Below are 24381 nucleotides of genomic sequence, written 5' to 3'. Positions count from 1 at the left end.
TGGGACGGCAGGTACTGCGGCCGCAGGCCGTCCGTTGAGGGCGGTGGCGGACGACGGCGTGGGCACGAGCCGTCACACCGGAGGATCCGAAGGTTCCCGTGCTTCGGACGCCCGAACACGGGCCGCGGCGAAGCGGAGGCCCAAAGGGGCACAGCACCGGGGCCGCTCTTCCCGAGGGGAGGGGCGGCCCCGGCCCCGTGTCGGGGGCGCGTGTCCGGATCCGGCCGTCAGGCGGGGCGTTCGAGCTTCTGGCTGATCACCTGGGAGATGCCGTCGCCCTGCATGGTCACGCCGTACAGCGCGTCGGCCGCCTCCATCGTGCGCTTCTGGTGGGTGATCACGATCAGCTGCGAGGAGGCGCGCAGCTCCTCGAAGATCACCAGCAGCCGCTGCAGGTTGGTGTCGTCCAGGGCCGCCTCGACCTCGTCCATCACGTAGAACGGGGACGGGCGGGCCTTGAAGATCGCCGCGAGGAAGGCCACCGCGGTCAGGGACCGCTCACCTCCGGAGAGCAGCGACAACCGCTTGACCTTCTTGCCGGGCGGACGCGCCTCCACCTCGATGCCGGTGGTCAGCATGTCCTCGGGCGAGGTGAGCAGCAGCCGCCCCTCTCCGCCGGGGAACAGCCGCCCGAAGATCGCCGCGAACTCGCGCTCCACGTCCAGGTAGGCGGCGGAGAAGACCTCCTGCACGCGGGCGTCGACCTCCTGGACGATGTCCATCAGGTCCCGGCGGGTCTTCTTCAGGTCCTCCAACTGGGCGTTGAGGAACGCGTGCCGCTCCTCCAGGGCCGCGAACTCCTCCAGCGCGAGCGGGTTGATCCTGCCCAGCTGGTTGAGCTGGCGCTCGGCGGACCGGGCCCGCTTGACCTGCACCTCGCGCACGTACGGCAGCGGGACCGCGTCCTCCCCCGCGTCGGCGGGCGGAGGCACCGGCACCCGGGGCCCGTACTCGGCGACGAGGGTGGGCACGTCCACGCCCATCTCCTCCATCGCCCTGGTCTCCAGCTGCTCCAGGCGCATGCGCCGCTCGGCACGGGCCACCTCGCCGCTGTGCGCCGAACTGGTCAGCTTCTCCAGCTCCACGGACAGCTCGCGCACCCGGGCTCGCACGGCCCTGAGCTCGGCGTCGCGCGCCTCCTTCTCCGCCTCGGCGGCGACCCGCTCGGACTCGGCGGCGGCCTGGGACACCGTGATCCGCTCCAGGGCCAGCCGGGCGCCCTCGGCGACGGCCCCGGCGACGACGGCCTGCGCGGCACGGGTGCGGCGGCGCTCGGCCGCGCGCTCCACGGCACGCCGCTCCTCGAAGGCCTGGACGCGCAACTGCTCGGCGCGACCGGCGGTCGAGCGGGCGCGCTCCTCCGCGGTGCGCACCGCCAGGCGGCGCTCCATCTCGACGGCCCGGGTGCGCGAGGCCTGGGCGGCCAGCTCGTCGCGGGTGTCGGCGTCGGGTGCCTCCTCCTCGATGGAGGCGGTCATCTCCTCGGCCTCGGCCAGCTCCTCCTCCAGACGGGCCAGCCTGTCGGCCTCCTCCCCCCGCGCGTCCGCGGCCCTGGCGGCGGCCGCCGCGTACCGCTCGGACTCGGCCTCGGCGGAGCGGGCCTGGCCGCCGAGCTTGCCGAGCCGCTGCGCGGACTCGTTGCGCTTGCGGTCGCCCTGGCGGCGGCGCGCGACGAGCTCCTCCACCTCGGCGGCCAGAGCGGCGCGCTCGCGCTTGCGCTCCTCCAGGTCGGCGGCGATCCGGCCGGCGGCCTCGGCGGCCACCTCCAGCCTCTCGCCCGCCTCGTCCACGGCCGCCTGCACCTCCAGCAGGCTGGGAGCCGCGGCCGAACCGCCGTGGACCAGTTCCGCGGCGAACACGTCGCCCTCGGGGGTGACGGCGCGCACGCCGGGGACCTTGCCGACGAGGTCGCGGGCGGCGGCCGTGCCGGCTGCCAGGGCGGTGCGGTCCAGCAGGGCGGTGACCGCGCCGCGCAGGTGTTCGGGTGCGACGACGGCGTCGACGGCGTAGCGGGCGCCGGCGGGCAGCTCGGGCCATTCCTGGCGGGGCACGGTGGGAACGGCCTGGGCGATGACGATCCCGGCCCGGCCCGCGTCCTCGGACCTGAGCAGGTCGAGGGCGGCCACGGCGGTGTCGATGTCGCCGACGGCGACCGCGCCCGCGGCGGCGCCGAAGGCGGAGGCCACGGCGGTCTCCTGTCCCGACTCGACCTGCACGAGCGAGGCGAGGCTGCCGAGCATCCCGGGCAGGTCGGCGCCCAGCAGGGTGTCGGCGCCGTCCTTGTGCGCCAGGCCCATCTCCAGGGCCTCCTTGCGGGCGGCGAGCGCGGCGCGCTCGCCCTCGGCGGTGCGCTCGGCGTCGCGCAGTCGGTTGAGCTCGGCGTCGGCCTCGGAGAGCCGGAGGGCCGCGCGCTCCTGGGCGGAGTCGAGCTCGGCGTCGCCCTCGTCGAGTCCGGCGGACTCCTCGGCGGCCATCTCGTACTCGGCCTGGGCCTGTTCGGCGCGTTCGGCGGCCTGCCGGGCCGACTCCTCCAGGCGGGTGATCTCGGCCTCGCTGGAGGCCAGGCGGCCGCGCAGGCTCTCCACCCGCGCGGACAGCCGCACGATGCCCTCGCGGCGCTCCGCGGAGGCGCGGGCGGCGGCCTCCAGCCGCTTCTCCTCGCGGTGCAGGGCGTCCTCGGCGGCGGCGCGCTCGGTGACGGCGGCCTCCAGGACCTCCCGGGCCTCCTCCAGCCGGGTGAGGAGCTCCTCCTCCTGGGCCGCGGCCTCCTCGGCCTCCATCTCCAGTTCCTCGGGGTCGCGGCGGTGCACGGGCTCCTCGTCGACGGAGGCCAGGTTGCGGTGGCGCTCGTTCGCGAGGCCGCGCACGGCGTCCAGGCGCTCGGTGAGGCGGGACAGTGCGTGGTAGGTCTCCAGCGCCCGGGCGAGGGCGGGGGCCGCGGCGGCCGACTGCGCGTCCAGCTCGGTCTCGCGCTCCTGGGCCTGGGTGAGGGCGGTCTCGGCGGACGCGCGGCGGGCGAGGACCTCCTTCTCGTCCGCCTCCTCCTTGGCCAGCTGCTCGGTGAGGGTGGTGATGTCGTCGGCGAGCAGGCGCAGGCGGGCGTCGCGCAGGTCGGCCTGGATGACGGCGGCCCGGCGCGCGAGCTCGGCCTGCCTGCCCAGGGGTTTGAGCTGGCGGCGCAGCTCCGCGGTGAGGTCGGTGACCCGGTCCAGGTTGCCCTGCATCGCGTTGAGCTTGCGGATCGCCTTCTCTTTGCGCTTGCGGTGCTTGAGGATGCCCGCCGCCTCCTCGATGAGGGCACGGCGCTCCTCGGGGCCGGCGTGCAGAACGGTGTCCAGCTGCCCCTGGCCGACGATGACGTGCATCTCACGGCCGATACCGGAGTCGCTGAGCAGGTCCTGGATGTCGAGGAGGCGACAGGTGTCGCCGTTGATGGCGTACTCCGAGCCGCCGTTGCGGAACATGGTCCGCCTGATGGTGACCTCGGTGTAGTCGATGGGCAGGGCGCCGTCGGTGTTGTCGATGGTGAGGCTGACCTCGGCACGGCCCAGCGCCTGGCGGGTGGAGGTGCCCGCGAAGATGACGTCCTCCATCTTGCCGCCGCGCAGGGACTTGGCCCCCTGCTCCCCCATCACCCAGGACAGCGCGTCGACGACGTTGGACTTGCCCGAGCCGTTGGGACCGACCACACAGGTGATCCCGGGCTCGAAGCGCAGGGTGGTGGCCGACGCGAACGACTTGAAGCCGCGCAACGTCAGGTTCTTCAGGTACACCCACACCTCCCACGACGGTCACCTTCGACACGGACCGCGATCACCCAAGGGTGCCACGAAGCGGTGACCTACGGGTGGGGTTCGGCTCGGTGTCCCCGGATGGAACAGGCCACTGAGCAGGCGCTCCCGTGACCGGGTGGGGGGAGGGGGATGTCCGGCGGACACGAAGGGTTGCAGCAGGGTCCGCCGGGTACAACGATAAAAAGGCCGCAAAGGGAAAGGAAAAACCACGGCTCGGTGAACGGGGGTCAGACCCGCTCCGTCGACGATTCCGGCCAGGGACGCCTGGTTCGTGCTCTCGGCGTCCCCGTCGGTGGGTCGACCACGAAGGTCCAGCCTGGCTGGAGCCGAAACGTCGACGGTGTTCAGGTCAGGCGAGCGCGGGCTCGCGCTCGGTCGCGCCGGGAGTGGCCTCGGTCACGGCCATGCTGAGCTGGTCGTTCCGTGCCTGGAGACGGCTGATCTCGTCCTCAAGGTCGCGTACCCGCTTCTGAAGCCGCCGCATCTCCGAGACCATCCGAGGGTCGGAGCCGCCGACGTGGCCAAACAGAGCCTTCGCCATGATATGGGTCCTCCACGCTGAGTGACCAGTGGTGATCCGCGCGTGCGATATCCCGTGGCAACGCCGACTGACGTCGTCCCACACGGGCCGAAAGGTCGCGCGATGTGCCTTCCAGAGTCTCACTGTGCGCGCCGCTGGTCAAGATTGAATTACAACGGTCCGTAACGGCCACAACCCAGAGTGCTACACCTGGGCAGGTGGCAGCGCACGATCCGAACACGGTCACCCCGGTCTGCGCCGAAGTGTGCGGACGACGCGGACGCCGCACAGTGGTCGCCTCACACTCCGCGTGATCCCCGTCGCGAGCCCTTCCGGGCCGCCGCGGTCGCACGGTGTGCTCGAATCGCGTTACCCCACAAGCATACTCACCGTTCGACGAATCCGGTGAAGGTCCCCCTGGAAGAGGACCAACGTTCGGCCACGGAGTCCACACGGCCGGGTGTCGCGCCGCCCCTGAGATGGCCAAGAAGCCGCTCACAGTCGCTCCTCGGCCCCTCGGCGACCACCTCGACCCGGCCGTCGTCGAGGTTCGTGGCCGCCCCGCTCAGGCCCAGTTCCAGCGCCTTGGACCGTGCCCACCAGCGAAAACCCACGCCCTGTACGCGCCCGCGCACCCACGCGGTCAGCCGGACGGCCTCGACGTCGTCCCCCACGGCCCGACTCCTTACTTACCTGAAAGACATACTTTGCTCACCGACACGCCGACGCTGCCTCAACCGCGGACTCCGGACGGCTTCTGGCAGCCCGGGCAGCTGTAGGAGGAGCGGTTCATGAACGCCTCGCGGACGATCAGCACGCCGCACCGGCCGCACGGGCGGTCACGGCGGCCGTAGGCGTTGAGCCCCCGCTCGAAGTAGCCGCTCTCGCCGTTGACGTTGACGTACAGGCCGTCGAAGGTCGTGCCGCCCACGTCCAGGGCCTCGGTCATCACCTCACGCACGTGTCCCAGCAGCTCCGTGGCCTGCGCGTCGGACAGGTCGTGCGTGGAACGCGCCCAGTGCAGCCGTGAACGCCACAGCGCCTCGTCGGCGTAGATGTTGCCGACGCCGCTGACCAGGGACTGGTCCAGCAGCGCCCGCTTGACCTCGGTCCGCCTGGTCCGCAGCGCCCGCACGAACGCCTCGGGGACGAATTCGGGATCCAGCGGGTCCAGGGCGATGTGGTCCACCGCCGAGGGCACGTCCTCGCGCGCACCGGGCACGTCCACCATCAGGTGGCCGAAGGTGCGCTGGTCGACGAAGCGCAGTTCGGTGCCGTCCGACAGCGGAAGGCGCACCCGCAGATGCTTCTCGTCGGGTCTGCCCGTGGGCTGGACCAGCATCTGGCCGCTCATGCCCAGGTGGGTGAGAAGCATCTCGCCGCTGTCCAGGAGCAGCCACAGATACTTGCCGCGCCGGTGCGCGGCCGTGGGCACGCGGCCCGACAGGCGGGCGGCGAAGTCCGCGGCGCCGGGCACGTGCCGTCGCACCGACCGGGGGTGCAGGACCTCGACCGCGCCGACGGTGCGGCCCAGGGCGTGCTCGGTCAGGCCGCGTCGGACGACCTCCACCTCGGGAAGCTCGGGCACGTCCCCTCACCCCCGTCCGTCGCCGGAGACCCCGTCCCCGGCGGAGTCGGCGATCCCGGTCATCTCCTCGGCGACCTTGGCGGTGGCCTCGGAACGTGCCTTGATGGCCTTCCACGCCGACTCGGCGGCCTGCTGCTCGGCCTCCTTCTTGCTGCGCCCCTCGCCCAGGCCGTAGCTCTCGCCCGCGACGTGGACCGTGGCGCGGAAGGTCTTCTGGTGGTCGGGGCCGCTCTCGTCCACGTGGTACTCCGGGACGCCGAGCATCTCGGCCGCCGTCAGCTCCTGCAGGGAGGTCTTCCAGTCCAGCCCGGCGCCCAGCCCGGAGGCGGTGGCGATGAGCGGGTCGAAGAGCCGGTGCACGAACTCCGAGGCCACGTCCAGGCCGCGGTCCAGGTAGACGGCGCCGATGACCGCCTCCAGGGTGTCGGCGAGGATCGAGGACTTGTCGCGGCCCCCGGTGCCCTCCTCACCGCGGCCGAGCCGGATGTAGGCACCGATGCCCAGGCCACGGGCGACGTCGGCGAGGGCGCGCATGTTGACCACGGCGGCGCGCAGCTTGGCGAGTTGGCCCTCGGGCAGGTCGGGGTGCTTGCGGAAGAGGGTGTCGGTGACCACCAGGCCGAGCACGGAGTCGCCGAGGAACTCCAGGCGCTCGTTGGTGGGCAGACCGCCCTTCTCGTAGGCGTAGGAGCGGTGGGTCAGGGCCCGAAGCAGGATCTTCGGGTCGACCTCGACTCCGATGGCCCGGTGGAAGGACTTGGCCTCGGAGGCGGAGAGTTGGCTGGCCACTGGTTCACTTCCCTGTTCGTGCGCGCCGGGGTACGGCGCGGCGGTCGGAGGGATCCGCGGCCCGGCCGGAGTGCTCGAAAACGAGGTGATCGTCGCGGGAGGCTCCGCTCCCCCGGCAACCACCACGAACTCGGGAACCCGGGGAGCCCGGATCACTGCGCGGTGCGCTGTCTGGTGCTGCTGGGTGTACCTGTGCCCGTCGTGTGTGGTGCGTCGTTCCTCAGGTAACTCTACAAATCCTTACACGGCGGTGCTCGGGGACCACCCCACGCCCTGACAGCACTTCGGGGCGGACCCGTCGGACGGGTCCGCCCCGAGGCGGATCGGGAATCGGGTGCCGGGCCCCGAGGCCGGGCATCCGCTAGGCCGGGTTGGTGACCTGGCGGTTGTTGTAGGTGCCGCAGGTCGGGCACGCGATGTGGGGCTGCTTCGGGTCGCGGCAGCGCGGGCAGTTGACCAGCACCGGGCGCGACGCCTTCCACTGGGAACGGCGGGTCCGGGTGTTGCTCCGCGACATCTTCCGCTTCGGGACGGCCACTTCAATCCTCCTGGGTCACCCCCGCGGTCGCGGGAGGTCGCTTATCTGGTCACCCCGCGCGCTGTGGCGGGGAGGGCGTGCTCCGGTCGACGGAGGTGCCCGGGGGCGGCCGTCCGTGATCGGTTCACGAGCTCATCGTTCGCCGGGATCCTCCGCGATCTCGCGGAGTGCCTCCCAGCGCGGATCGACGTCGTCGCCGTGGCCGTGGTCGGGACCGGCCTCGGCGAGCTTGGCGCCGCACTCGGAGCACAGGCCGGGGCAGTCCGGTCCGCACAACGGTGTGAGTGGGAGCGCGAGCACGACGGCGTCTCGGACCACGGGTTCGAGGTCGAGCAGTTCGCCCTCTAGATAGTAGTCCTCATCCTCGTCGTCCTCGTCCTCACCCTTCCCGGATACCGCGTCCTCGTCCGCGGAATACCGGTACAGCTCCTGGAACTCGGCCTCGATGCCGTCCGAGATCGGGTCCAGGCAGCGCGAGCACTCGGCGGTGAGCTGGCCGCGGACGGTACCGGTGACGAGGACGCCCTCCATCACCGCTTCCAGGCGCAGGTCCAGTTCTATCTCACTGCCCTCGGGCACGGCCGCCATCGCCGACGAGAACGCCTCGGGGACGGTCACGATGCGGTTGACGGTGCGCATCGACCCCGGCTGGCGGCCCAGCTGGCGGGTGTCGACCACGAACGGGTTACGAGGATCTAGGCGAGACAGGGTTATCGAACTTTCACGAGGAATTCGGAGTGTCGAGTGCGCGAGAGGTGTCGCGTGGGACCGACACGGGCGCGCACCGAGCACCGGCGACACCCATGGTCAAACAATGATTCTACCTACCATGTCCCCGGCCACCCAAATCAGCGCTGGGCGGGGTCCTCGAAGACGCCCCTAGCGCCCCTCGGAGGCCCGCTTCGCGTACTTCTCCCGCAGGCGCTGCTCGACGTAGGGGGTGACCAGGCTGGAGACGTCCCCGCGGTGCTGTGCGATCTCGCGGACCAGGCTGGAGGACAGGAACGAGTACTGCGGATTCGCCGTCATGAACACGGTCTCCACGCCGGAGAGCTGGTAGTTCATCTGGGCGATCTGGAGCTCGTAGTCGAAGTCGCTGACCGAGCGCAGGCTGCGGACGATGGTCTCGATGCCGTTCTCCCGGCAGAAGTCGACGAGGAGTCCGTCGAACTCGCTGACCCGCACGTTGCCGAGATCGGCGGTGCCCTCCCGGAGCATGTCGAGCTTCTCGGGGACGGTGAACAGGCCGCGTTTGTTGACGTTGTTGAGCACGGCGACGACGACCTCGTCGTACTGCTTGGCCGCCCGGCCGATGATGTCGATATGGCCGTGGGTCACCGGGTCGAAGGAACCCGGGCAGACGACTCGGCGCACGGTGATCGCCCCTCTCACAGAACTACGTTCGGGTATCGCGATCGTAGGGGTTCACCCGCGTGGCGATTCGGGCAACACCCGCTTAGCGGCCACATTCGCCCACGCCGGTGACGAGCGGGCACAGGCAGCACCGCGCCGCAGGCGTCAGCTTTGTTTTGGCGAGGAACCTCGGGGCTTCAGCCCCGGGAGGAATCGCCGTGCGGACCACACCGACCCGCTGGTGACGGAGGCCACACTAGATTGCTTTGGCTGCGTTCTGTCACTGGCCGGGTACACGACGGTGGGCGTGTCGAAGATCGCCACCACCAGCGACGGGCAGGTCCTGGCGGGGCGCAGGATCAACCGGTACCGCCGCCGACAACTGAGGCTGCGCCAGAAGTTGCGGGCCAAGGGCACCCGGTCCGCCAAACGGCTGCTCAGGAGACGCCGCCGCCGTGAGGCACGGCACACCCGGGACACCAACCACCGAATCTCCAAACGCATCGTGGCCGAGGCTGAACGCACCTCGCACGGGATCGCCCTGGAAGACCTCACGGGCATCCGGCGGAGGGTACGGCTCCGCAAGCCCCAACGGGTCACGCTGCACTCCTGGTCCTTCCACCAACTGGGAGCCTTCATCACCTACAAGGCTCGCCGTTCGGGTGTGCCGGTGGTGTTCGCGGATCCGGCGTACACCTCGCAGATGTGCGCGGAGTGCGATCACGTGGACAAGAGGAACCGAGTCGATCAGGCCATTTTCGTGTGCCGGGGCTGCGGTGTCGTTGCACACGCGGACCGGAATGCTTCCCGCGATATCGCCTCACGGGGCGCTGTTGTGTGGGATGCGGGGCGGCGGTCACACGTCCCACCCGACCACCCCTAGGTTGTCGGGTCAGACGCGGTGGGCTCCCTCGCACCCAGCGGGGTGGTCCAACTGCACGCTCGGTCGTTCACGGCCGAGAAGCTGACTTGAGGGTGGTGGCGGGCGACGGGCGGGAGTACCAGAGAACCGCCTCTCCGTACCCCCGGCTGCGGACGCGCCTCAGCCCCTCGGGCCAGACGGGTTCGGCCCCGCGCTTGGAGCGTTCGACGACGACCACGGCGTCCTCGGCCAGCCAGCCGTGGCCGACCAGGTCGGCCAGCACGCGGGTGACCTCGGCGTCGGTGACGGCGTAGGGCGGGTCGGCGACCACGAGGTCGTAGGGCTCACCGTCGTTGCCCCGGCCCAACAGCCGCTCCACCCGGTCGGCCGCCAACCGGGCGCCGGGAAGCCCGAGCGCCTCGATGTTGCCCCTGGCCACCTGGGCCGCCCTGCGGTCCGCCTCCACCAGCAGCGCGTGCGCGGCGCCCCGGGACAGGGCCTCCAGGCCGATCGCCCCCGAGCCCGCGTACAGGTCCATCACCCGCAGGCCGTCGAGGGCGCCGAGGTCGGACTGGACCGAGGAGAACAGGGCCTCGCGTGCGCGGTCGCTGGTGGGACGGGTGGTACGGCCCTGGGGGACGGAGATGCGTCGTCCGCCGGCCGTTCCGGCGATGATGCGGGTCATGCCCCCAAGGTAACCAAGGAAGCGGCCCGGCCGTTCAGGCCTTGTCCAGGTACTCCGCGCGCGCCTCGGGCAGGAGCGTCTCCAGCGCCTCGGCGAGCGGCGGGTACCCCGTCAGCCCGGGGTCCCCGGCCACGTACTTCGCGGCCTCCTCGCGCGCCTGCCCGATGAGCTCCTCGTCCTTGAGCAGCGTGAGCATCCTCAGGCTGGACCGGGCGCCCGACTGCGAGTCGCCCAGCACGTCGCCCTCCCTGCGCATCTCCAGGTCCACCCGGGAGAGCTCGAACCCGTCGGTGGTCGCGGCCACGGCGGCCAGCCGTTCCCGGGCCGGCGAGCCCTCCTCCGCGTCGGTGACCAACAGGCACAGCCCGGGCAGCCGGCCTCGGCCGACCCGGCCGCGCAGCTGGTGCAGCTGCGAGACGCCGAAGCGGTCCGCGTCCATGATGACCATCACTGTGGCGTTGGGCACGTCCACACCCACCTCGATGACGGTGGTGGAGACGACCGCGTCGGTCTCCCCCGCCGCGAACCGCCGCATCACCGCGTCCTTGTCGTCGGGGGCCATCCGGCCGTGCAGGACCTCCACCCGCTGGCCGGAGAGCGGCCCCTCCCCCAGCCTCGCGGCCACGTCCAGCACGGCCAGCGGCGGCCTGGCGCCCGGGGCGTCCTCCTCCGGGCGGCCGTCGGCCTCCTCCTCCGCCTCCCCCTTGCCGTCGTCGCCGATCCGCGGGCAGACCACGAACGCCTGGTGCCCGTTGGCCGCCTCCTCCCGGATGCGTTCCCAGGCCCGCGCCAGGAAGTGCGGCTTCTCCTTCGCGGGCACCACGTGCGTGGACACCGGGGCGCGGCCGGTGGGCAGCTGGGTGAGGGCGACCACGTCGAGGTCGCCGTAGACGGTCATCGCGACGGTGCGCGGGATCGGGGTGGCGGTCATCACCAGCACGTGCGGGCGCCCGTCCACGGCCTTCTCCCGCAGGGCGTCGCGCTGCTCCACACCGAAGCGGTGCTGCTCGTCGACCACCACCAGGCCCAGGTCGGCGAAGGCCACGTGCTCCTGGAGCAGGGCGTGGGTGCCCACGACGATTCCCGCCGAGCCGGACGCCGCGTCCAGCAGGGCCTCCCGGCGTGCGGCGGTGTTCATGGAGCCGGTGAGCAGGGCCACCCGGGTGGCGTTCTCGGCCCCGTCGATCTGCCCGGCGCGGCCGAGCGCCCCGAGCATGGCGCTGATGGACCGGTGGTGCTGCTGGGCGAGGACCTCGGTGGGGGCGAGCATGACGGCCTGGCCGCCCGAGTCCACGACCCGGAGCATCGCGCGCAGCGCCACCAGGGTCTTGCCCGCGCCCACGTCGCCCTGGAGCAGGCAGTGCATGGGGTGCGCGGCGTCGAGCCGACCGGCGAGGTTCCCGCCCACGTCTCGCTGGCCCTCGGTGAGGGTGAACGGCAGCTGGGCGTCGAAGGCGTCGAGGATGCCGCCGACCGTACCGGGGCGGGGCTTGGCGGGCAGCTCCTCGGCGTGGTGGCGCCGACGTGCGAGCGCGAGTTGCAGGACGAACGCCTCGTCCCATTTCAGGCGGCGCCGGGCGGCGCCGACGTCGGCCCACCCGGTGGGGCGGTGGATCGCGCGCAGGGCGTCGGCGACACCGAGGAGTCCGCGGCGCTCGCGCAGCTCCGGCGGCAGCGGGTCGGACAGGCTGTCGACGTCGGCCAGGACGACGTCGATGACACGGGTGATGGTCGTGGAGTCCATGCCCTTGACCGCGGGGTAGACCGGGATGAGCTCCTCGGCGTAGGCCCGGGCCCGCTCGCCCTCGTGGCCGTCCTCGTCGAGGAGCTCGTACTGGGGGTGGTCGAGCTGGCGGCGGCCCTTGAAGGTGGAGACCCGGCCGGAGAACATGGCCAGCCGCCCCGCGACGAGCGCGTTCTGGTGGTAGGAGCCCCGGTTGAAAAACGTCAGGTGCAGGCGGCCGGTGCCGTCGGTGACGGTGGCCTCCATCATGTCCATGCGGCGGCGGCCCTGGCGGGCGGGCACGGTACGCCGTTTGGCGTCCAGGACGCGGGCCTGCACGGTGACCTCCTCGCCCTCGCGCAGTTCGGCGAGGTCGGTCAGGTCTCCGCGCCGGTCGTACCGGCGCGGGTAGTAGCGCAGCAGGTCGCCCAGGGTGTGCAGGTCGAGCTTCTCGGCGAGAGCCTTCGCCGTCTTGCCCCTGAGCGGTCCCTTGCTCAGCGGTTCGTCCCAGGTGCTCACGTGTGCTTCCCCGTCTCGGATGGCCGGTCACCGCAACGGTAGTCCTCCGGTGCGACGCTCGCGCGCTCCGCGGCCGGGGTCGCCTTGGGCCGTCCCTGCGGAGATCGCCGGCGTCGGCCCGGGGACCGCGGGCGATCGCGGGGACCGCGTCCCGGCGGACGTGGGCCGCCCGGTGCCCGCGGGCTCCCGACCGCTCCCAACCGGGGTATACTCATCGGAGTTCATCGCGTTCCCGCCATGCCTGCGTGGCGGGTTCGATGCTCCGGTGGGTTGCCGAGGCCGTCATCGGCCACGCGGTACCACCGTTGCGCGTACGGACACCGGTCGGCGGCACAGGGCTTTTCCGCGTCCGACCGTTTCCTTCGTGTACTCTTCCACGGTTGGCTTCTACGTCAACCAGTCCGCCCGACCTCTCCCGGTCGGATGAACCTTCGCGTGCGGCGACGTGCGCGATCCCGAGCGCTTGAATGGAGTTACCGTGGCTTCCGTCTGCGACGTCTGCGGCAAGGGACCAGGGTTCGGTAACAGTGTTTCCCACTCGCACCGTCGCACCCGCCGCCGCTGGAACCCCAACATCCAGACCGTTCGCACCCGTGTGGGCGGCACGCCCAAGCGCGTGAACGCCTGCACCTCGTGCATCAAGGCTGGCAAGGTGGCCCGCTAGGGTTCCCACCCCTTCTGGATCCGTCGAAGGCCCCCGACCGTCGTGGTCGGGGGCCTTCGACGTGCCCGGTACGGCGGTGGCGGAGGGCCCCGCGTATCGCCGGGGGGCGGGTCCCGCGCCCGGACACGGGCCGGGGTTCAGAGCTGGCAGACGTGCCCGTTCAGGGAGCAGCGGATCGGGTTCTGCGGTACGCCCACGGCCTCGAAGGTGAGAGCGATCGAGGCACCGGGCTCCAGACCGTCCTGCCCTCCGGGCTGGCGGGCCAGGATGCCGTCCTCGATCTCCTCCCAGTCGGCGCCGTTGACCGACGTGACCTCGGCGGAGTCGAAGGCCAGGGCCAACTCCCAGGTGTCCAGGCTGGTCCGGGAGGTGTTGGTGACGGTGACGTGGCCGCTGAACCCGGCCGACGTGTACTCCGTGATCCGGTAGACGACCGTGGTGGGCTCCGAACCCGCCTGCGTCTGTGGACCCCGCGCCCCGTTGCCGTCGGAGGCCGAGCCGTCCTCCGCACCCACCCCCGAGGAGGCCTCGTGCGTGGGCTGGGAGCCGTTCTGGGTCCCGGGGACCTCGGTCGCGCCCGGGGTGCTGCCGAACTGCAGGTAGATCTGGGTGGTGCTGTAGCCGAACAGGAGCAGGCCGAGGATGACACCGGAGACGACGAGCACGTTGAGCAGCCTCGGCGGTTCGACGCGTTTGGGAACCGTGCTCTCGATGAGGCCGCCGAGACGCCTCAGCGTGCCCGCGTCCCTCGGCTCGCTGCGGTGCGCACCCCGGCGGGGACCGCTCCGCCAGCCCTGCCGCCCCATAACCCGCCCCTCGACGTTCCCGTCGCCCTCCACCGAGGGCTCTTGGCTCCGGCCGCCTCCCTCCGCGTCGCCCTCCGCCGCGTGCGCCCGCCCCGTCCTTCCCGGCCGGTCGCGGGGTGTTCCACGGGGATCGCTGTGCTCCACGATCCGGGCACCCTGTCCGAAAACGGCGCGGGCCACATTCGCAAAGCCTAGCGTGAGAGCTAAACAGGACAAATCCCAACAGGCTCATTTCCGACGGAAATGATCCCAGCCAGTGCTGTGGGGCGGATGTCCGTCGACCATGACCGGATCGCTGCTTTTCCCGGCGGTTTCGTGCGCTGCCTCGGCCACCCTTCCCACACGGTGCCAATGGTCGGGCAGCACGGTGTCCGGCGGGAAGACGGCGGCGAGCGCGTGGTCCTCCCCTCCGGCGACCATCAGGTCCCGCGCCACCCGTTCCGCCCGCCCGGGCCCGGCGCCCAGGACGCGGACCGCCTCCAGCAGGGAGGGCTCGGGCCGCAGCGCCTCCGCCTCCAGGTCGACGCGCACCCCGCTGGCCCGGCACACGTGGCCGAGGTCCTGGGCGAGCCCGTCGCTGACGTCGAGCATGGCGGTCGCTCCGAGCAGGGCCGCCTCGGCGCCCCGCGCGTAGGGCGGACTGGGCCTGCGGTGCTCGGACAGGCACTCGGCGGGACCGTCGATCCCCTTCTCCAGCAGGGCGAGCCCCGCGGCGGACAGCCCCAGGTGACCGGTGTAGGCGACCACGTCGCCGGGCCGGGCACCGTCGCGGCGCACGGGCGCGCGTCCCTGGAGGTCACCGAGCGCGGTGACGGCGATGGTGAGGGTGTCCGAGCCCACCATGTCCCCGCCCACGACGGTGCCTCCCGAGACCGCGCACTCGTCGCGGACCCCGGCGGTGAACTCCTCCGCCCAGGACACCGGGAGGTCGGCGGGCGCGGCGAAGCCGATGAGCAGGGCGGTGGGTCGGGCACCCATGGCGGCGACGTCGGCGAAGTTCTGCGCGACGGCGCGGTGCCCCACGTCACCGGCGGTGGACCACTCGCGCCGGAAGTGGCGCCCCTCGACCAGCAGGTCGGTGGTCGCCACCGTCCGGCCGTCGGGCGCGGCGACGACCGCCGCGTCGTCCCCCGGTCCGAGGATTACGTCGTCCGTCATGGGGAACTGCCTCGTCACACGCGTGATCAGAGCGAACTCCCCAAGACCCCCAATGGTGTTACGCACAGGGATCAGGGTACGGTGACGCTCCGACGCGGTGGCCTGGACCCACGTTCGTCATCCGTTCGTCATCGGCCGCACCGTCGGCTCGGCCGGGAACCGCTCGACTCCCACGCCCGGCACACACGAAGGAGTACTCATGGTGCAGGCATACATCCTGATCCAGACCGAGGTCGGACAGGCCGCCGAGGTGGCGGGACGCATCCGGGGCATCGAGGGGGTCGAGAAGGCCCACGACGTGACCGGGCCCTACGATGTCATCGTCCAGGCCGGTGCCGAGGACGTCGACTCCCTGGGCGCCCTCGTGGTGGCCCGGATCCAGCGGTTGGACGGCATCGCCCGGACCCTCACCTGTCCCATAGTCAACATCTGACGCGTTCCATCGCGTCGTCCGAAGCGAGGTCCCCGTGCCGAGGCGATGCGCGTACGCCAGCGCCGTCATGGCCGTCGCCCTGGTGGCGACGGGCTGCGGAGCGCAGGTCGTGCGGATGGATCCACCGGAGACGGACGCGGCGACCGCCGAGACCTGCGCGGACCTCGTCGCCGCCCTCCCCGACACCCTGCTGGACGCCGAGCGGGCGCGGGTGCGCCCCGAGTCGGACCTGACGGCGGCCTGGGGCGACCCGCCCATCGGACTGCGCTGCGGTGTTCCCCGACCCGTGGCCCTGGCGCCGGACTCCTACGTGGAGGAGGTCAACGGCGTGACGTGGCTGCCGCAGCCGCAGGACGCGCCCACCCTGTACACGGCGGTCGGCCGCGAGGCCTACGTGGAACTGACGGTTCCCTCCGCCCACGGCGCCCCGGCCGCCGCGCTGTCGACGGTCGGCGAACTGGTCACCGAGCACGTGCCACCGCTGCCCGAGGGGCGGCTCTGACCGGCGCTTCGGGCCCCGGGGACAACGGAGGCGGGGCCGCCAGCGAGTGCTGACGGCCCCGCACGCCCGTGCCGCGAGGGCACGGAGAGGTCAGGGCGCCACGGAACGGACGCGAGGTCCCGCCGCTACTCCTCCTCGGCCGGCTCGTCCTCGGCCGGCTCGGAGGGAGCACCGGAAGCCTCGGCCTCGGCGTCCCCGGGGTTCTCCATGCCCTCGGTGTCCTCCGCGCCGCCACCGCTGATCATGGCGTCGACCTCGGCCGCGGTCTCCGACCTCTGCCCCGAGCAGGAGGCGCCCGGCTCGGGAACGTCGGTACCGCGCTCGTAGAGGCGCACGAAGCGCTGGAGGTTCTCGTCGTCGGCCGTCTCGGCGGAGACCTGGCGGCCCCAGCTGGAGGCCACGATCGGAGCGTCCATCTCACCCTCGTAGGGGCTGATCACCAGGTAGCCACCGGGGCTGTACATGTCGTTCAGCGTCTCCACCTGGTCCTCGGGCAGATCAGGCTGGTAGTTGATCCACACCGCGCCGTGCTCCAGGGAGTGCACCGCGAACTCGGGGGCCACCGGCTCGGGGTAGACCCCGCAGTTCTGCCAGGCGTTCCAGTGGTTGCCGCCCACGGGCGGGGACTGCTCGTAGTCCACGCGCTGGCCCGTCTCGACGTGCTCGTAGGAGCCGACCTCGAACTCCTCCACGCCCGAGATGGTGCGACTGCGGAACTCCATGAAGATCAGGAACGCGAGCAGTCCCACGACCAGGACCACGGCGGTCGTCACACCGGCGATGGTGAGAACCTTGCGGCGTCGTTCTTCTCGGAGGCGCTGCGCTTTCAGCTCGGCTGCGCGGCGGCGACGCTCCTCCGCCGTCTTCTTCTTGGCCACTGGCTCTCCTGGGGTGGGTGGTGACAAAAGGGACTTACCTATCCTCTACTTTGGCACCACAGCTGCGCGATTCGACCAGGATGGTTCCCATGGAACACAGAAACGGCCCCGCGTCCGGAGCCGTCGACGACGTCGAGGACGCCGGAGACGGGCACGCGTGGGCGGATGACGGGCCGGCACACGAGGACGCGTCACCGAAGGTGTCCCGGCGCTCGGTACCGACATGGATCGCCGTGGTCCTGGTCGTGCTGGCCCTGGGCGCGGGCTACCTGCTGGGGCGCCCGTCCCACCCGCTGGACACCAGTCCCGACGCCGGGTTCCTGCGCGACATGAGCGCGCACCACGCCCAGGCCGTGGACATGTCGATGATCATCATGGACAAGACCGATGACCCGGAACTGGACACGGTGGCCACCGACATCGCCCGCACCCAGCAGGCCCAGATCGGGATCATGCAGGGATGGCTGATGGCCTGGGACCTGAACTCGCGCGGCACGCGGCCGCCGATGGCCTGGATGGAGGGCCACGACCACGGCGGCGGAGGAGGGGAGGTCCCCGACGCCATGCCGGGCCTGGCCTCCTCCAAGGAGATGGTGGCCCTGGAGGAAACCGAGGGTGTGGAGGCCGAGGTCCTCTTCCTGGACCTGATGATCGCCCACCACGAGGGCGGCATCGAGATGGCCCGGGCCGAGGTGGATCTGGGCGAGGAGGACCTGGTCGTCGACTTCGCGCAGGGGATGATCGACGCCCAGCGGACCGAGATCGACCTGATGGAGGACATGATCGACAAGCGCGAGGACGCCGCGGAGAACTGATCCGGTCCCCTCGGGGCCGGCTCCCTCGGACACCGAGCAGCGCTGACGGCGGCGCGCCCCTCCCCAGGGGCGTGCCGCCGCCGTACGTGGACGCCTCCGCCCCGGCGGTGGACGCCCCTAGCCCGTGGCCGCCGGCCCCGGCGCCGGAGAGCGCGCGAACGTGTGTGTCCGAAGACACACATGTGCTTCCGGCGCCCCTCTCCCCGCCGGCCCACCACGGCCCCGCCCCAGGTGGAAGCGGTTCCCACGCCCTCTGCCTCCGTTGGCCGCGACGCACCCGGCGGGCCCCTCCCCCTCGGGAGACGTACGGAACACCTCTTTTCCCCGGGGCGGGCGGGACTACGACGTCCTGTAGAACTACAGTTTGTAGTACTACCGACGGTCGGTCCTGAGAGGACGGGTATGGAAGCCCTTGAACTCGCGCGGTGGCAGTTCGGTGTCACCACGATCTACCACTTCCTGTTCGTACCCCTGACCATCGGGCTGTCGTTCATCGTGGCCGTGCTCCAGACCCTCTGGTACCGCACCGGCAGGCACGAGTACCTCCAGGCCACCCAGTTCTTCGGCAAGCTGTTCCTGATCAACTTCGCCATGGGCGTGGTCACCGGCATCGTGCAGGAGTTCCAGTTCGGCATGAACTGGAGCGAGTACTCCCGCTTCGTCGGTGACGTGTTCGGCGCACCGCTGGCCATGGAGGCCCTGCTCGCCTTCTTCCTGGAGTCCACCTTCATCGGCCTGTGGATCTTCGGATGGCACCGGCTGCCCCGGGGCGCGCACCTGGCCTGCATCTGGCTGGTCGCCGTCGGCACCAACCTCTCGGCGTACTTCATCCTCGCCGCCAACGCCTGGATGCGGCACCCCGTCGGCTTCACGGTCAACGAGGAGACCGGCCGCGCCGAACTCACCGACATCTGGGCCGTGCTCGGCAACGACCAGGCCTGGTCCACCTACCTGCACACCGTCTCGGCCGCCTTCATCACCGCCGGACTGTTCGTGGTGGCGGTCAGCGCCTACAAGCTCTGGCGCAACAGCCACCACAACGACACCGGCGTCGTCGGAGTGGTCCCGCCCAGGAGCGACTTCGCCCTGTTCCGCGGCGCTCTCAAGGTCGGCCTGGTCTTCACCCTGGTCGCCGGCGCGCTGGTGGTCTTCTCCGGCGACCACCAGGCCAAGCTCGCCGCCCAGTACGAACCGATGAAGCTCGCCGCCGCCGAGGCCCTGTGGGAGACCGAGGAGGGCGCGGCCTTCTCCGCGCTGGCCGTCGGCGACACCGAGGAGCGGTACAACCCCATCGACATCACCATTCCCAACGTGCTCAGCTTCCTCGCCACCGGCGAGTTCGACGGCGAGGTGCACGGGATGAACAACCTCCAGGAGGCCTACGAGGAGTACTACGGCCCCGGGAACTACACCCCCAACGTGTTCGTCGTGTACTGGTCCTTCCGCCTGATGATGGGCCTCGGCATGTTCGGTGTCGCGTTCGCCGCGCTGGGCCTCCACCTCACCCGGGGCCGGGAGCGCACGCCCACCAGCAAGTGGTTCTACTACGCGGCGATGCTCGCCCTGCCCGCGGCCCTGGCCGCCAACGTCTTCGGCTGGGTGCTCACCGAGATGGGCCGCCAGCCCTGGACCGTGCACGGCGAACTGCTCACCGCGGCCAGCGTCTCCCCCGGCGTCAGCCTGGGCGCCGTCGCCACGACCCTGGCCGGGTTCACCGCCGTGTACGGGCTGCTCTTCGTCGTCGAGGTCGGACTGCTGCTCAAGTACGTCAAGGCCGGGCCCTCACACCTCGTCCCCGACCTGGAGAACGACGAGGACGAGCCCCGGATCCCGCACTTCAGCTACTAGGAGCCACGGACCATGGAACTGACCGTCATCTGGTTCATCGCCATCTCGGTCCTGTGGACCGGGTACTTCGTCCTGGAGGGGTTCGACTTCGGGGTGGGCACGCTCATGCCGTTCATGGGCAGGCGTGACTCCGTCGACCGCCGGGTCGCCCTCAACGCCATCGGCCCGATCTGGGACGCCAACGAGGTGTGGCTGATCACCGCGGTCGGCGCCACGTTCGCCGCCTTCCCGGCCTGGTACGCCTCCCTGCTCAGCGGGTTCTACGCCCCGCTGTTCCTCATCCTCGTCGCGCTCATCCTGCGCGGGGTGGCCTTCGAGTACCGGGGCAAGCGCGACAGCGCCCCCTGGCGCGCCTGGTGGGACCGGGCGATCCTCCTCGGCAGCGCCCTGCCCGCCTTCCTGTGGGGCGTGGTGTTCGCCAACATCGTCCGGGGGGTGGCCATGGACGCCGACCAGATCGTCACCGCCTCCGTGCCGGACCTGCTCAACCCCTACGCGCTGCTCGGCGGCCTGACGACGCTGTCGCTGTTCACCCTGCACGGCGCGATCTTCCTGACCCTCAAGACCGACGGACCCGTGCGGGTACGCGCGCGCCGGGCCGCCCTGTGGGCCGCGTACGCCGCGGTCCCCTCGGGCGTGCTCTTCCTGGCGTGGACCCAGTTCTCGCACGGTGGCGGGACGCGCACCCTGCCACTCGTCATGATCGCCGCCGCGGCATTGGCGGGCGGGGTCGCGGCGGCCTGGCGGCACCGCGAGGGATGGTCGTTCGCCTTCACGGCGGTGACCGTCCTGACGCTGTTCGCGGCCCTGTTCGACTCGCTGTTCCCGAACGTGCTGCCCTCCGCCACCGACCCGGCGTTCAGCCTGACCGTGTCCAACGCCTCCTCCGCCGAGTACACGCTCACCGTCATGTCGTGGGTCGCGGTGGTGTTCCTGCCGCTCGTACTGCTCTACCAGGGGTGGAGCTACTGGGTGTTCCGCCGCAGGGTGACCGGGGAGACCGTCACCGGGGCGACCGTAACCCGGGTCCAGGACGTGGGCGGAAAGCCCGAGCCCGCCGCCTGAGGGCGACACGCCCAAGGACGGCGGTGCTCCCGGAACGCCTTCTCCCTGTACCCCGCGGAGCACGGTGGCACGGGCACGGGGCGTCCGGCCGGTACGCGGGTCCGGGTGGACACCGGGGCCATCGCCCGCCCCGGCCCCCGGACCCGCACCGTGCCGCCACGAGGCCCCACAACCGCACCGGGCACCCGCACACCCGGCCGAGACGATCGAGACGATGCCATGAGGTCCCGCGCGCATGAAGCCCCTTGACCCGCGCCTGGTGCGCACCGCCGGCGCGGTCCGGACGCACCTGGCCGTCTCCGTGGCCAGCGGAGTACTCATCACCGGCCTGATCCTGGCCCAGGCCTGGCTGCTCGCCCGCGCCATCAGCGGTGCCTGGCGGGGCGAGGGGCTGGACACCCTGGGCTGGGTGGTCGGCTCGGTCGCGGCCATCGCCGTGCTCCGGGCCCTGCTGTCCTACCTCGCCGAGACCTCCGCGCTGCACAGCGCGGCGCGCACCAAGTCGCAGCTGCGCCGCCGCCTGGTGGCACACGTGACCGGGTCGGGCAGGGTGTGGACGGCCCAGCCCGGCTCCGACACGGACCAGGGACCGCCCAGGGCGGGCGAGCTGGTCACCCTGGCCACCCGAGGCCTGGACGCGCTCGACGACTACTTCGCCCGCTACCTGCCCCAGCTGGTCCTGGCCGCGATCGTGCCGCTCGCCGTCCTGGTCGTGGTGTTCTGGGCGGACTGGATCTCGGGGGCCGTCGTCCTGGTGACGCTGCCGCTGATCCCGGTCTTCATGGCGCTGATCGGGGTGCACACGCAGCAGCGCACCGAGCGGCAGTGGCGGATGCTGAGCCGTCTGGGCGGACACTTCCTCGACGTGGTGGAGGGACTGCCGACCCTGGCCGTGTTCCGCCGGGCCAAGGCACAGGCGTCCATCCTCCGCGGGGTGGGCGAGGAGCACCGTCGGGCGACGATGGGGACGCTGCGGATCGCGTTCCTGTCGGCGTTCGCCCTGGAGCTGCTGTCCACCCTGGCCGTGGCGCTGGTCGCGGTCGAGGTGGGGCTGCGCCTGCTGGGCGGCCACATGGACTACCAGACGGCGCTGCTGGTGCTCATCCTGGCGCCGGAGGCGTACCTGCCGCTGCGCGAGGTGGGCGCCCGGTTCCACGCGAGCGTGGAGGGCGTGGCCGCGGCCGAGCAGGTCTTCGCCGAACTGGACCGCGGACGCGACGCGGCCGGCGGAGTGCCCGGGGAGGGGACCGGCGGGGTTCCGGCCCCTCCCCCGGCCACCGGTCGGCCGGCGCCCGCCGCCGCCGGCGACATCCGCTTCGAGGGCGTGGAGCTGCTCCACCCGGGCCGGGACGTACCCGCGCTCTCCGGACTGGACCTGGAGGTGGGGGCCGGGGAACACCTGCTGCTCACCGGCCCCAGCGGCGCGGGCAAGACCACCCTGCTGTCGCTGCTGCTGCGGCTGACCGAACCCACACGGGGCCGGATCAGCGTGCGCGCGCCCGGCGGGCGGTGGGAACCGCTGGACGCTGTCCCGGCCGACGACTGGCGGCTGGGCACCGCCTGGGTGCCCCAGCACCCCTACCTGTTCGACGTGTCCGTGGCCGACAACATCCGGCTGGGCGCGCCGGAGGCCTCCATGGACCGGGTACGCGAGGCGGCGCGGCTGGCCGAGGCCGACGCTTTCGTCTCCGCGCTCCCGGACGGTTACCACACCCGGCTCGGCGAGCGCGGCGCGCGGCTGTCGGCCGGACAGCGGCAGCGGATCGCCCTGGCACGGGCGATGTGCCGGGACGCACCGCTGGTGCTGCTGGACGAGCCCACCGCCCACCTGGACCCGGAGAACGCGGCAGCGGTACGCACGGCCGTCACCCGGCTCCTGGAGGGCCGGACCGCCGTCATCGTCGCCCATGACAGCGGCTGGGCACGCGAGGCCTTCGGCGACACCCTGCGCACCGCGTCGCTGCCGCTGCCCACCCAGGAAGGGAGCGTGTCACGATGAGCGCCGACACCACCGTCCCCGCCGAACCGCTCCCGGTACCCGGGCGAGAGCGCCGCCGCGACCCGCTGCTGCGGATGATCGCCCTGGCCCGGCCGCGCGGAAGCCGGTTCGCGCTGGGCGTGCTGCTGGGCGCCGCCGCGACCGGCGCGGGGATCGCCCTGCTGGGCCTGGCCGCGTGGATGCTGGCCATCGCCGCCGACCACCCGCCGATCACCGCGCTCGGCGTGGCCGTGGTCGCCACCCGCGCGCTGGGGGTGGGCCGGGGGGTCGCCCGCTACCTGGAACGGCTGGTCACCCACGACGCCGCGTTCCGCACGCTCGCCGAGGTGCGGGTACGGGTCTACGAGCGGCTCGCCGCGACCGAGCCGTTCGGCCGCTTCCGGTCCGGCGACCTGGTGTCCCGGCTGGTCAACGACACTGAGGCCACCCTCGACCTTCTGGTGCGCGGGCTGACGCCGCCGCTGGTCTCGGTGGTGACGGGCGGTGCCACGGTCCTGTTCCTGACCGTTCTCCACGCGCCGGGCGGAATCCTGCTGGCGGCGGGCCTGCTGCTGGCCGGGTTCGCGGTGCCGCTGGCCGCCGCCGCGCTGGGCAGGGGACCGGGCAGGCGTCAGGCCGGAGCGCGCGGGGAACTGTCGACGGCGCTGGTGGACACGTTGCACGGGGCACCGGACCTGGTCGCCTACGGCGCCATGGAGCGTCAGGTGGAGCGGGTGAACGCGGCCGACGCCGAACTGACCCGCCTGGCGCGCGGGGACTCGGCGCTGCTGGGGCTGGGCGCCGGTGCGAGCGCGCTGATCACCGGGCTGACCGTGTGGGGCGCCCTCTTCCTGGGCGTGGCCGCGGTGGAGGGCGGCGCGCTGGACGCGGTGTCCCTGGCGGTGATGGTGCTGACGACGCTGGCGGCGTTCGAGATCGTGGCGCCGCTGCCCGCCGTGGCGGCCAGGATGGGGGCGATCCGGGCCGGCGGGGCCCGGCTGTTCGGGGTTCTGGACACCCCGGCCGGAACCGCACCGCCCACCCGCACGGGCCTGGACACCAGGGGCGACGCGACGGTCCGGATACGGGACCTGCGGGTGCGGTACGGGCCCGAGGAGCCGTGGGCCCTGGACGGGGTGGACCTGGAGGTCCCCGCCGGTTGGACGGTGGCGGTGATCGGGCCGAGCGGTGCCGGCAAGAGCACGCTGGCGTCGGTGCTGCTGCGCTTTCGCGACCCGGACGGGGGACTCGTGGAGATCGGCGGGGAGGACGTCACCGCGTACCCGGCGGACGAGGTGCGCGGGCTGGTGTCTGGGGTGCCGCAGGATCCGCACGTGTTCGCGTCGACGCTGCGGGAGAACCTGCGGCTGGCCCGGCCCGGAGCGGATGACGGGGAGCTGTGGGAGGCGCTGCGGCGCGCGCGGCTGGCCGACGAGGTGGCGGCGATGCCCCGAGGGCTGGACACGCAGGTGGGCACGCACGGTCTGGGACTGAGCGGTGGGATGGTGCAGCGGTTGGCGCTGGCCCGGGCCGTGCTGGCGGCGCCCCGGGTGCTGGTGCTGGACGAGCCGACCGCCCACCTGGATCCGGACACGCGCGACGCGGTGGTGGAGGACCTGCTGGCCGCCGTCGAGGGGTTCTCCACCCTGTTGGTCACGCACGACCTGACGGGCCTGGACCGGGTGGACCGGATCTACGTGGTGCGCGACGGACGGGTGCTGCAGCGGGGAACACACGAGGAGCTGTCCCGCCAGGAGGGGTGGTACCGCGACGTGGCCGCGGGCTGACCCCCGCCCCGCCGGACGGCCGGGCACGGCGGGGGGACGGGCCCCGCACCCGGATCTGACACCGGGCCCTGGTTGC

At 72.1% G+C, this 24381-nt stretch carries 21 protein-coding genes and 1 pseudogene; 9 read left to right on the top strand and 13 right to left on the bottom strand.

Features of this window, described 5'->3' with window-relative positions; translation table 11 throughout:
- Positions 1-227 precede the first annotated feature (227 nt).
- The 8 genes from smc to coaD form a co-directional block, all read right to left on the bottom strand.
- Positions 228-3773, bottom strand: a complete 3546-nt coding sequence (gene smc, locus FYX01_RS03510; protein ID WP_150237464.1) for a chromosome segregation protein SMC — start codon at positions 3771-3773, stop codon at positions 228-230.
- 370 nt (positions 3774-4143) lie between these two features.
- Positions 4144-4335 carry a hypothetical protein gene (locus FYX01_RS03505; protein ID WP_150237462.1) on the bottom strand — a complete coding sequence of 64 codons (192 nt, stop codon included), beginning with the start codon at positions 4333-4335 and terminating at the stop codon, positions 4144-4146.
- 365 nt (positions 4336-4700) lie between these two features.
- On the bottom strand, positions 4701-4988 hold the full coding sequence (locus tag FYX01_RS03500) for an acylphosphatase (protein WP_150237460.1): 288 nt from the start codon (positions 4986-4988) through the stop codon (positions 4701-4703).
- 59 nt (positions 4989-5047) lie between these two features.
- Positions 5048-5902 carry a bifunctional DNA-formamidopyrimidine glycosylase/DNA-(apurinic or apyrimidinic site) lyase gene (gene mutM, locus FYX01_RS03495; protein ID WP_150237459.1) on the bottom strand — a complete coding sequence of 285 codons (855 nt, stop codon included), beginning with the start codon at positions 5900-5902 and terminating at the stop codon, positions 5048-5050.
- Positions 5903-5908: 6 nt separating this feature from the next.
- Positions 5909-6691, bottom strand: a complete 783-nt coding sequence (rnc, locus tag FYX01_RS03490; protein WP_150237457.1) for a ribonuclease III — start codon at positions 6689-6691, stop codon at positions 5909-5911.
- 361 nt (positions 6692-7052) lie between these two features.
- Positions 7053-7229: a 50S ribosomal protein L32 gene (gene rpmF / locus FYX01_RS03485; RefSeq protein WP_013151268.1), complete on the bottom strand. Its 177-nt coding sequence runs from the start codon at positions 7227-7229 to the stop codon at positions 7053-7055.
- 132 nt (positions 7230-7361) lie between these two features.
- Entirely contained in the window at positions 7362-7907 is a 546-nt protein-coding gene (locus tag FYX01_RS03480; RefSeq protein ID WP_150237455.1) for a YceD family protein, read from the bottom strand.
- 201 nt (positions 7908-8108) lie between these two features.
- Positions 8109-8603: a pantetheine-phosphate adenylyltransferase gene (coaD, locus tag FYX01_RS03475; RefSeq protein ID WP_150237543.1), complete on the bottom strand. Its 495-nt coding sequence runs from the start codon at positions 8601-8603 to the stop codon at positions 8109-8111.
- A 280-nt stretch (positions 8604-8883) separates the two neighbouring features.
- Between coaD and FYX01_RS03470 the strand changes: the two are divergent.
- Positions 8884-9465, top strand: a pseudogene (locus tag FYX01_RS03470) (RNA-guided endonuclease InsQ/TnpB family protein); the annotation flags it as partial.
- A gap of 67 nt (positions 9466-9532) precedes the next feature.
- On the opposite strand, the gene rsmD reads toward FYX01_RS03470, so the two are convergent.
- Positions 9533-10129, bottom strand: a complete 597-nt coding sequence (rsmD, locus tag FYX01_RS03460) for a 16S rRNA (guanine(966)-N(2))-methyltransferase RsmD (protein WP_150237444.1) — start codon at positions 10127-10129, stop codon at positions 9533-9535.
- 34 nt (positions 10130-10163) lie between these two features.
- Complete coding sequence (recG, locus tag FYX01_RS03455) at positions 10164-12371, bottom strand: ATP-dependent DNA helicase RecG (protein WP_150237441.1); 2208 nt, start codon at positions 12369-12371, stop codon at positions 10164-10166.
- Positions 12372-12849: 478 nt separating this feature from the next.
- Here recG and rpmB point away from each other — a divergent pair, with 478 nt between their 5' ends.
- Positions 12850-13035 (top strand): 50S ribosomal protein L28, encoded by a 186-nt coding sequence (gene rpmB / locus FYX01_RS03450; RefSeq protein ID WP_073704548.1) that lies wholly within the window; start codon positions 12850-12852, stop codon positions 13033-13035.
- Positions 13036-13172: 137 nt separating this feature from the next.
- Here the strand turns inward: rpmB and FYX01_RS03445 are convergent, their stop codons facing one another.
- Both FYX01_RS03445 and FYX01_RS03440 read right to left on the bottom strand, forming a co-directional pair.
- Positions 13173-13841 (bottom strand): cellulose binding domain-containing protein, encoded by a 669-nt coding sequence (locus FYX01_RS03445; protein ID WP_150237541.1) that lies wholly within the window; start codon positions 13839-13841, stop codon positions 13173-13175.
- Positions 13842-14069: 228 nt separating this feature from the next.
- Positions 14070-15065 (bottom strand): thiamine-phosphate kinase, encoded by a 996-nt coding sequence (locus FYX01_RS03440; RefSeq protein WP_150237440.1) that lies wholly within the window; start codon positions 15063-15065, stop codon positions 14070-14072.
- Positions 15066-15198: 133 nt separating this feature from the next.
- On the opposite strand from FYX01_RS03440, the gene FYX01_RS03435 reads away from it, so the two are divergent.
- Positions 15199-15432 (top strand): Lrp/AsnC family transcriptional regulator, encoded by a 234-nt coding sequence (locus FYX01_RS03435; protein ID WP_150237438.1) that lies wholly within the window; start codon positions 15199-15201, stop codon positions 15430-15432.
- A gap of 67 nt (positions 15433-15499) precedes the next feature.
- Entirely contained in the window at positions 15500-15934 is a 435-nt protein-coding gene (locus FYX01_RS03430; RefSeq protein ID WP_150237539.1) for a DUF3515 domain-containing protein, read from the top strand.
- A gap of 125 nt (positions 15935-16059) precedes the next feature.
- Here the strand turns inward: FYX01_RS03430 and FYX01_RS03425 are convergent, their stop codons facing one another.
- A complete protein-coding gene (locus tag FYX01_RS03425) occupies positions 16060-16812 on the bottom strand; it encodes a DUF3105 domain-containing protein (RefSeq protein WP_150237435.1) in 753 nt (250 codons plus the stop codon).
- An 89-nt stretch (positions 16813-16901) separates the two neighbouring features.
- On the opposite strand from FYX01_RS03425, the gene FYX01_RS03420 reads away from it, so the two are divergent.
- From FYX01_RS03420 to cydC, 5 genes are all read left to right on the top strand, one after another.
- The gene (locus FYX01_RS03420; RefSeq protein WP_150237433.1) at positions 16902-17627 is read left to right on the top strand and encodes a DUF305 domain-containing protein; all 726 of its coding nucleotides are present in this window, start codon (positions 16902-16904) and stop codon (positions 17625-17627) included.
- Between the two features lie 402 nt (positions 17628-18029).
- Complete coding sequence (locus FYX01_RS03415) at positions 18030-19475, top strand: cytochrome ubiquinol oxidase subunit I (RefSeq protein WP_150237425.1); 1446 nt, start codon at positions 18030-18032, stop codon at positions 19473-19475.
- Positions 19476-19487: 12 nt separating this feature from the next.
- The gene (gene cydB / locus FYX01_RS03410) at positions 19488-20540 is read left to right on the top strand and encodes a cytochrome d ubiquinol oxidase subunit II (RefSeq protein ID WP_150237417.1); all 1053 of its coding nucleotides are present in this window, start codon (positions 19488-19490) and stop codon (positions 20538-20540) included.
- A 235-nt stretch (positions 20541-20775) separates the two neighbouring features.
- Positions 20776-22539: a thiol reductant ABC exporter subunit CydD gene (gene cydD, locus FYX01_RS03405; protein ID WP_150237415.1), complete on the top strand. Its 1764-nt coding sequence runs from the start codon at positions 20776-20778 to the stop codon at positions 22537-22539.
- Complete coding sequence (gene cydC, locus FYX01_RS03400; protein ID WP_150237414.1) at positions 22536-24305, top strand: thiol reductant ABC exporter subunit CydC; 1770 nt, start codon at positions 22536-22538, stop codon at positions 24303-24305. The genes cydD and cydC overlap by 4 nt, the downstream gene beginning before the upstream one ends.
- The last annotated feature ends 76 nt before the right edge of the window (positions 24306-24381 follow it).

The sequence above is a fragment of the Nocardiopsis quinghaiensis genome (assembly GCF_008638365.1).
GTDB classification, from domain to species: domain Bacteria; phylum Actinomycetota; class Actinomycetes; order Streptosporangiales; family Streptosporangiaceae; genus Nocardiopsis; species Nocardiopsis quinghaiensis.
This window is presented reverse-complemented; position numbering and strand designations above follow the sequence as displayed.